Genomic DNA, 7808 nt, shown 5'->3' on the forward strand with positions numbered 1-7808 from the left:
AATGAGAATAGAGTGCGGGCATTATAAAGAAGATGATTTTATCAGGGTTAGAGATTTTCTGATAAATATATTTGGAAAATGGTCTGTTGGTCATGTATTTATGCCAGCCCGGTGGGAATATATCGTTTTTCATCCCAATATCGTACCACTGAAACAAGCTGGAGTGTTCGAACAAATCGGACTGTGGGAAGAAGATGGAGAAATAGTAGCAGTTGCTCATTTCGAGAGCGAACTAGGCGAGGTATATTTGGATGTAGACCCGAATTATACATTCCTGTATTCGGAAATGATTGAATACGCGGAAGCGAATTTATATGAAATAAAAGAAGATGGCCGGAAAAGTATAGAGTTTCATGTGGATGAGAGCAATGAAGCATTGAAAGCTTTATTAGAAGAAAGAGGATATATACGGGATGCTGCTCTCTATGAGGTTTACTCCGGCAGGTCAATCGTAGATGAGCTCCCTGATCTGAAGCTGCCTGAAGGACTTCAAGTAAGAAATATTCGGAAAAAAGAAGATGATGGACGCAGGCTGCGCGTTTTATGGCGGGGCTTTGATCATGCTGGCGAACCGGACCCCAAAGATTTATGGAATTCAGGCTATATGCAGAGTGCACCTGGATATGATCCTTCTATAAATATCGTAATTGAAAATGAAGAAGGGAATTTTGTTGCGTATGCAGGGTTCTGGTATGATCATCTTAGTCGAGCAGCCTATATTGAACCTGTTTGTGTAGATCCGGATTACCGGCGTATGGGACTAGCAAGCATTGCACTTACGGAAGGAATGCGGAGATGCAGGCTTTTAGGTGCTGAAAATGTATATGTCGCATCGGATGCAGGTTTATATAAATCACTTGGATTCTCGCAGGTTAGTATTAGTTATTCCTGGTTAAAACAACTCTCTGACAAATGAGTGAATGAATACGGAGGATGAGTTATGATAAACAAAATTGTTCCCTATCAAGAAAACGATCACGATAAATTAGTGGATATTTGGTATCAGGCTGTGCGACATACGCACACATTTTTGACAGATAAGGATATTGCATTCTATCATCAGATGCTTCAAAATGGTGCGTTAAAGGAAGTTGAGATTTGGGTAGAGGTAAATGAAAACAAAGTACCGACAGGGTTCATTGGGCTTGATGGAACAAAGATCGAGATGCTTTTCGTACACCCCGATAACCACGGAAGGGGTATAGGCAGTCGATTAATAAAACATGCCGAAGCATTAAAAGGCAGCAGTCTCCAAGTCGATGTCAATGAGCAAAACGAAGGAGCATTCACCTTCTACAAACGATATGGTTTTGTACAGCAAGGACGCTCTGAACTAGACAGTTCAGGACGACCATTTCCGATACTTCACTTAGTATTAAAGCGTTGAAATAAATATACAAAAGAACAACCCACTCCACGTAGGTTGTTCTTGTATAAATTATCGTTCCGCTATTTCTGTGCACCAGCTTGCTGCAAGGCTTCAATCATTTCTTTAAAACCCCGGTTCTGGGCATGCTTCAGCGGGGTTACGCCTTCTGAATCCGCAAGATTTACATTAGCGCCGTGATCGATTAATAATCGCACGATCGCCTGATGATCTGCTCCGCCATCCCCGAGAATAATAGCCTCAAGAAGTGCGGTCCATCCAAGCTGATTCACATGATCGATATTGACGTCGGATGTGGTTAGCAGCTCCCTTACAATCTCAACATGTCCACGATCTGCAGCTGGAATGAGTGCGGTACCGCCAAAGCGATTGGTGATGGTTGTATCTGCGCCGGCAGCTATCGATGCTTGAACGAAGTCCATCAGCCCCTCTGCGCCTGAATAAAGGAGCGGGTTGTCATAGCGACTGTCTTGAATATTGATATTTGCTCCTTTTTCTATAAAGAGGTTAAACACATCGAGCTGGTTCGTATGCACTGCAATCATTGCAGAGGTTCTGCCTTGATCGTCGGTCGCATTGATGTCGGCACCTTCGGCTAGTAGCTTAGTTATTGACGCTCGATCTCCTTGTTTTGCTGCTGCTAACAAAGCTTTATTCAACTTGTCCATTTCGTTGTTCACCGATTGGGCTGCATGCTGCTCATCATTTGTTAATTCCTGATCATTATTTTCCTGACAGCCCGAAATGATAAGAGCTAGCATGATTATAATTAACCGCAACATCACACACCCATCCTTTCTCAGAAATTAATTTATTTTAAGGACATTGTAACATCTTGGGCGGTTGCCCACGAGCCTATCGGTTTTACTGTGTACGTTGTTCCTGGCGTTAATTTCGTGTCTTTCGCCAAATCAAATACGCCAACTGCGCCTTTACGGCTGGAATATTTATAGGAAGCAACGATCTTCTCGCCAGTTGGCGCCGTTAACTCAACACTGCGGCCAGAGAATAGTTCATCTCCAGGGTCTTGTGCTAGAGTCAAGAGAATCGAAGTTTCACTAGCAGCTTCAGCACCAGTTAACTGCAAGGTTGGTATTTCTTTTGCTACAAAGGAAGCGTTCGCGATAGCAGCCCAATCTGACGTTACCATATAAGTCACGCCCGGCTTCAATGTTTGCCCTTCGGGAAGGCGGAATTTAGGCTCCTGCTTGCCATCTGTTGATTGTGTGAAAGGTACATATTTCGCAATGATCGGTTGACCGCCTTCAGGTGTAATCGTCACTTGGCGAGCTTGCATTGAAGAAATGATTTGGAATGTCTTGCCGCCTGCTTGGTTGTTCTCATCGAGGATGAATGCATTCGCACCTCGACCGCCGCTATAGGCTGAGATGATATAGCCATAGTCAGTTACTCCGTTTGCTTGCAGCGCTTCTACCTCAAACGTATCATTTGTTACTTGGCTTGCTGTTGTCATATTTACTTTCGTTGCATTTCCAGTAAAAGAAGCGGCATGTTGTCCTTTATAAGTGAGATTATAGGTTGTGCCTGCTTGCTGAACGGAAGTAGGAACGATATAGGTTGCGATGGAACCGGTTTTTAGACGCGGCATATTGGTTAAAGTAAGACCATCGTTAAATGCAAAATCTGTTTTTGCCTTCGTGAATTCTTCATCCGTTGTCGTAAGCGGTTTATCGAAAGTCACGATGAGGGTAATGGCATTTAGCGTTTGGACGTTTGTGATTTTAGCTTGGTCCGATGGAATAGCCTTGTGAGCGGTTTGCAACAAATAAGCAGCTTCGCCGCGGGTTAAGTTATTATTCGTAGAGCTGAACGGACTGGCCCATGCATTCACGGACTTGAGATCACGCTYTAATGCTTTGGATACGGCTTGAATCAGCTCTTCATCTGAGACCACAGCTCGAGGCCCAAATTGACCGTTCTCAGCTTGCATGATGCCAAGCGCTACAACCGTTGCAGCATAATCTTCATACCAAGCATTCGGACTCACATCCGTTAAGGTTACTGTATTTGGAGCAGTGTCTTCGAGAAGGAAAGTTTTTACGATCATTTTGGCAAGTTCGGCACGATTAATGGGGTTTAGGGTACCCGTGGATTGGTCGGGATAACCTTGCATAACACCAAGCTTTACGAGCTCATTAACAGCTGCTTCTATATCTTTATTGGATAATGGTGAGGATGCAGAAACTTTTGTAATGACTGCTGGTGCTGCGGATACGTTCATAACAGCATACGGAATGGTCGATGCTCCAAGTGCAGCTGCAACCAAAAGGGCTGCTGCTTTTTTCTTATAGTTTCTCATTTGTAAATCCTCCTCAGATCGTTTCGTTTGTTATTGCCTGTTTCTATAATAGAGGATAGAGTTAAACGCCCAAGAAACCAGTTATTAATAAAATATAAAATCCACATAAACATTCTCGAAATTATGTTCAGAGATTGACCAACAAATAAATGGAACAAACATATTATAATTGATAGATTAATCCTATTTCTGGTATATATTAATAGAAGATAGTCTAAAGTTCGGAAAGGGGAGGCTCATGGAATTGCAAAAAGTCGGTGAGGACAAAAGGAAGCTGCTTATAGAGTCACTGAGTCAATTTGTCGAAAAAATTAAGCAGGATGAGCAGATCATTGCAGCAGTACTCTTCGGCAGCCTGTCCTATGATCAAGTATGGGAGAAATCAGACATTGACCTCAAGCTGATCGTTCACGACCAGAAGCTAAAGAACAGTTATGTTTGTTTTGTAGAAAATGATGTTCCGATCAACACCAGCATTCAGACGCGCAATGAGTTTAAAAGGTGGATGGAACGTTCCGTCAGCGGCTCATTTCAGCAGTCAATGCTTGTACGGAGTACACTGCTGTTCACAAAGGATGAGTCTATAACGCAATATTTTGAACAAATTCGTTATGTTGGCGATCGCGACAGGCAGCTTCAACTGCAACGTCTTGGCTGTCATGTGCTCAGTCTGCTTTCCAAATCGGAGAAATGGCTGTATGTGAAGCAAGATGCAGCTTACAGCGCTTTCTGGTTGATCAAAATGATTGATGTACTGGCGCAAATCGAAGTGCTGCTTCATGCGGAAGTTCCGATGCGGGAGGCGGTTCAGCAGGCATTGGTACATCATCCGGATTTTTTTACCAAGGTCTACACGGAGCTAGTATGCGARCAGGTTACCGAACCGAAGGTTCGTGCAGCTATAGAGCTTGTGAACCATTATTTAGATGAAAGAGCGGAGTTTTTGTTTCAGCCAGTGCTCGCATACTTGAAAGAGGAAGGCGACGTTCGCACCGTGACGGATATCGTCATGAAGTTCAGCACGGTTATTGATATTGATGCAGGCTCCATAGCAACAGCTTGCGATTGGCTGGCTGAGAAAGGGCTTCTAATGAAGCTGGAATCGGAGAGAAAAGCGACGCCGAAAAGCCGAATCATGCTGCTCGAGCCCGCTTATTTGTATGAGGAATTCGATGAGCCAATCTGGGGGATGTGATTAACTTATGAGACAGTTTATTGAAGTTAAGGGTGCAAGACAAAACAACTTAAAAAATATAGACGTGAACATTCCGCGGGACAAGCTGACGGTCATCACGGGTGTCAGCGGATCGGGGAAGTCGTCGCTGGCGTTTGATGTGATTTATGGAGAAGGCCAACGTAGATTTTTGGAATCGCTTTCAACGTTTGCTAAGAGTCGGATGAACCAGCTTAAGAAAGCGGATGTTGATTTTGTGTTTGGACTGTCCCCTGTCATTGCTATCGAGCAAAAAAAAGGAATTGTTAATCCGCGTTCAACCGTTGGTACGATGACGGATATTTATGATTTTATGAGGCTGCTCTTCGCATCGGTTGGAGAAGCCTGCTGCCCATTCTGTGAGCATCCCGTACCGATTAGATCAGCAGGACAAATGATCGATCATATCCGTCAGCTGCCAATCGGGACAGAACTTGAGGTGCTTGCTCCGGTTTATAAAATTTATGGTGAAAAATATGAAACAACCTTCGATGAAATTCGTTCCAAAGGGTTTCGAATGATTCGTATAGACGGGAATAAGCATAGTCTCAGTGATACGATCGAGCTGGATGAAGAGGCAGATTACCGAATAGAAGTTGTTGTCGACAAGATTATTGTCCAGCCGGATTCGTTTAAGGCGCTTGTGAAGACAATTGAGAACAGCTTAAAGCTGGTCGGGGAAGGTTTTATCCGATTCGATATCGCAAATACTCCAGAGGAAACGAAGCTCGACCGTGATCGGTTCTACCAGGGCTTTGCATGTCCAGAGCATCAGCTTACTATGGGAGAGTTGCGCGCGAATTACTTTTCTTTTAACGATCCAAGCAGTGCTTGCAGCACTTGCGGCGGTATTGGAACGTTTATGCGAGCCGAAGCTAGGTTCCTGATTAAAAGCGCGGACAAAAGCATTAACAAAGGAGCAATTGATGCGAAGCTTCTTGGTCCAAGCACCGGCACTTGGCATTGGTCAAGCGTACGGAGTCTTGCGAGCCATTACGGGTTCAGCTTGGATACACCTTACATGGATTTGCCGGAGGAGATCAAGAACATCCTGATGTACGGTACAAAAGGTGAGAAATTCCCTTTCCTCCCTGGGGAGGAAGCCTCAAAGTCGCAATTCCGTCATGCTGGCAAGCTAATGAGCTTTGCTGGTTTAGTTCATATTATCAATTGGTGGTACAAGCTATACTTAAAACGTAAAACACAATCCACAGGTGAGGATGAGTTTTATAAGCGTGTGATGGTCGAGCATACTTGTCCCGATTGTGAAGGGAAGAAGCTGCGGCCGCAGCGATTCCGTGTGAAGGTAGGAGGCGCAGACATTCATGAGCTAAGCAACTATTCGCTTGTTGAATTAAATGCATTTCTGTCATCCGTAAAGTATGCGGAGCAGCAAGCTAATGTGGGTCAGCAGGTTGCTTCCGAAATCCAATCGCGATTAAACCTGCTGCTTGATATTGGGCTTGATTATTTAAGTCTTGGACGCCGCTCCGATACAATTTCTGGCGGTGAGGCACAGCGAATTCGTCTCTCTACGCAAATTAGTTCGGGACTAATGGGGATGCTTTACGTGCTGGACGAGCCGAGTATCGGCTTGCACGCGAGAGACTCCATTCGTATTATCGACACGTTGAGAAAGCTTCGTGATATCGGCAATACAATTATTGTTGTGGAGCATGATATGGATACGATCTGCAGTGCCGATCACATTATCGAAATCGGTCCAGGTCCAGGCTTGCATGGAGGAAATGTAGTGGCAGAGGGCACGGCTGAACAGCTTCGAGACAACCCAGACTCCATCACAGGTTCTTTTTTGGCGCGCAAACGGAGTATTGAGGTGCAGGCAACACGCAGACAGCCAACTGGGATGACCTTATCGCTGCGAGGAGCGAGGGCGAACAATTTGCGCAATGTTAATGTCGACATTCCGCTTGGCGTTATGGTTTGTATAACAGGCGTCTCTGGTTCTGGCAAAAGCACACTCATCCACGAAGTGATCGGCAAGCAGCTTCATGCCGTCATCCGTGATGCGCGAATTGTTCCTGGAGAGCATGATTCATTGTCGGGGCATGAGCATTTAACTGGCACAATCAACATTGATCAATCTCCGATCGGAAGAAGCACAAGATCCAATCCGGCAACTTACGTAGGTTTCTTTGATAAAATTCGTGATTTATATGCGAAGGCGGCTAGCGCAAGCGGACATACATTGACCAAAAACGATTTCAGCTTCAATCAGAAAAATGGGGGGAGATGCGAAAATTGCCAAGGTGAAGGAATGGTAACGACACAGCTTCAGTTTATGCCGGATGTAGAATCCGTTTGTCCAGTATGCCAAGGAGCTAGGTTCAACGAGGAAGTTCTTGATGTTCGTATTCGTGAGAAGAACATTGCTCAGGTTTTGGAGATGAGCATAGAGGAAGCGGCTTTGTTTTTCTCTGACCAACCTTATATTTTGCATAAATTGAATGTTTTGAATGAGTTGGGTCTAGGATATTTACGACTCGGGCAATCGTCAACGATGCTGTCTGGTGGAGAAGCTCAGCGGATTAAGCTCGCCACGGAGCTCAGTAAATTATCTAGGGGGTCCCACAATCTTTATATTCTCGACGAGCCGACAACGGGCTTGCATCTGCAGGATATTCAGAAGCTGATCGATTGCCTTCATCAGCTCGTAGACGCTGGCCATTCTGTCGTCGTTATTGAACATCATTTGGATATGATTAAAGTAGCGGACTACATCATAGATATGGGACCAGAAGGTGGAAATAACGGTGGGATGGTCGTTGCATGCGGTACGCCTGAGGAGGTAGCAAAGACACAAGGATCACTTACCGGTAAGTTTTTGCGTGAGATGCTTGTAGCTGGGGAACCGTTTAATCTAGAGC

6 protein-coding genes are annotated in these 7808 nt (G+C 44.8%); 4 read left to right on the forward strand and 2 right to left on the reverse strand.

What is annotated here, in order from left to right; all coding sequences use genetic code 11:
* Together AC1DSE_RS25920 and AC1DSE_RS25925 are read left to right on the forward strand one after the other, a co-directional pair.
* Positions 1-916, forward strand: a 916-nt coding sequence (locus tag AC1DSE_RS25920; protein ID WP_441880932.1) for a GNAT family N-acetyltransferase, incomplete at its 5' end; no start/stop codon positions are given.
* A gap of 24 nt (positions 917-940) precedes the next feature.
* On the forward strand, positions 941-1387 hold the full coding sequence (locus tag AC1DSE_RS25925) for an acetyltransferase (protein WP_441880933.1): 447 nt from the start codon (positions 941-943) through the stop codon (positions 1385-1387).
* Positions 1388-1449: 62 nt separating this feature from the next.
* Here the strand turns inward: AC1DSE_RS25925 and AC1DSE_RS25930 are convergent, their stop codons facing one another.
* Together AC1DSE_RS25930 and AC1DSE_RS25935 are read right to left on the reverse strand one after the other, a co-directional pair.
* The gene (locus AC1DSE_RS25930; RefSeq protein ID WP_441880934.1) at positions 1450-2169 is read right to left on the reverse strand and encodes an ankyrin repeat domain-containing protein; all 720 of its coding nucleotides are present in this window, start codon (positions 2167-2169) and stop codon (positions 1450-1452) included.
* A 29-nt stretch (positions 2170-2198) separates the two neighbouring features.
* A complete protein-coding gene (locus AC1DSE_RS25935; RefSeq protein ID WP_477528404.1) occupies positions 2199-3707 on the reverse strand; it encodes an S-layer homology domain-containing protein in 1509 nt (502 codons plus the stop codon).
* A 238-nt stretch (positions 3708-3945) separates the two neighbouring features.
* Between AC1DSE_RS25935 and AC1DSE_RS25940 the strand changes: the two genes are divergently transcribed.
* Together AC1DSE_RS25940 and uvrA are read left to right on the forward strand one after the other, a co-directional pair.
* Positions 3946-4902: a nucleotidyltransferase domain-containing protein gene (locus AC1DSE_RS25940; RefSeq protein WP_441880936.1), complete on the forward strand. Its 957-nt coding sequence runs from the start codon at positions 3946-3948 to the stop codon at positions 4900-4902.
* Positions 4903-4909: 7 nt separating this feature from the next.
* On the forward strand, positions 4910-7808 hold a 2899-nt coding region (gene uvrA, locus AC1DSE_RS25945; protein WP_477528405.1), incomplete at its 3' end, for an excinuclease ABC subunit UvrA.

The sequence above is a fragment of the Paenibacillus sp. 01L418 genome (assembly GCF_056400045.1).

Bases quoted from the DNA above. Each gene is read 5' to 3' on its own strand.
- AC1DSE_RS25925 (WP_441880933.1), top strand. From the start codon at position 941: ATGATAAACAAAATTGTTCCCTATCAAGAAAACGATCACGATAAATTA.
- AC1DSE_RS25930 (WP_441880934.1), bottom strand. From the start codon at position 2,169: ATGTTGCGGTTAATTATAATCATGCTAGCTCTTATCATTTCGGGCTGT.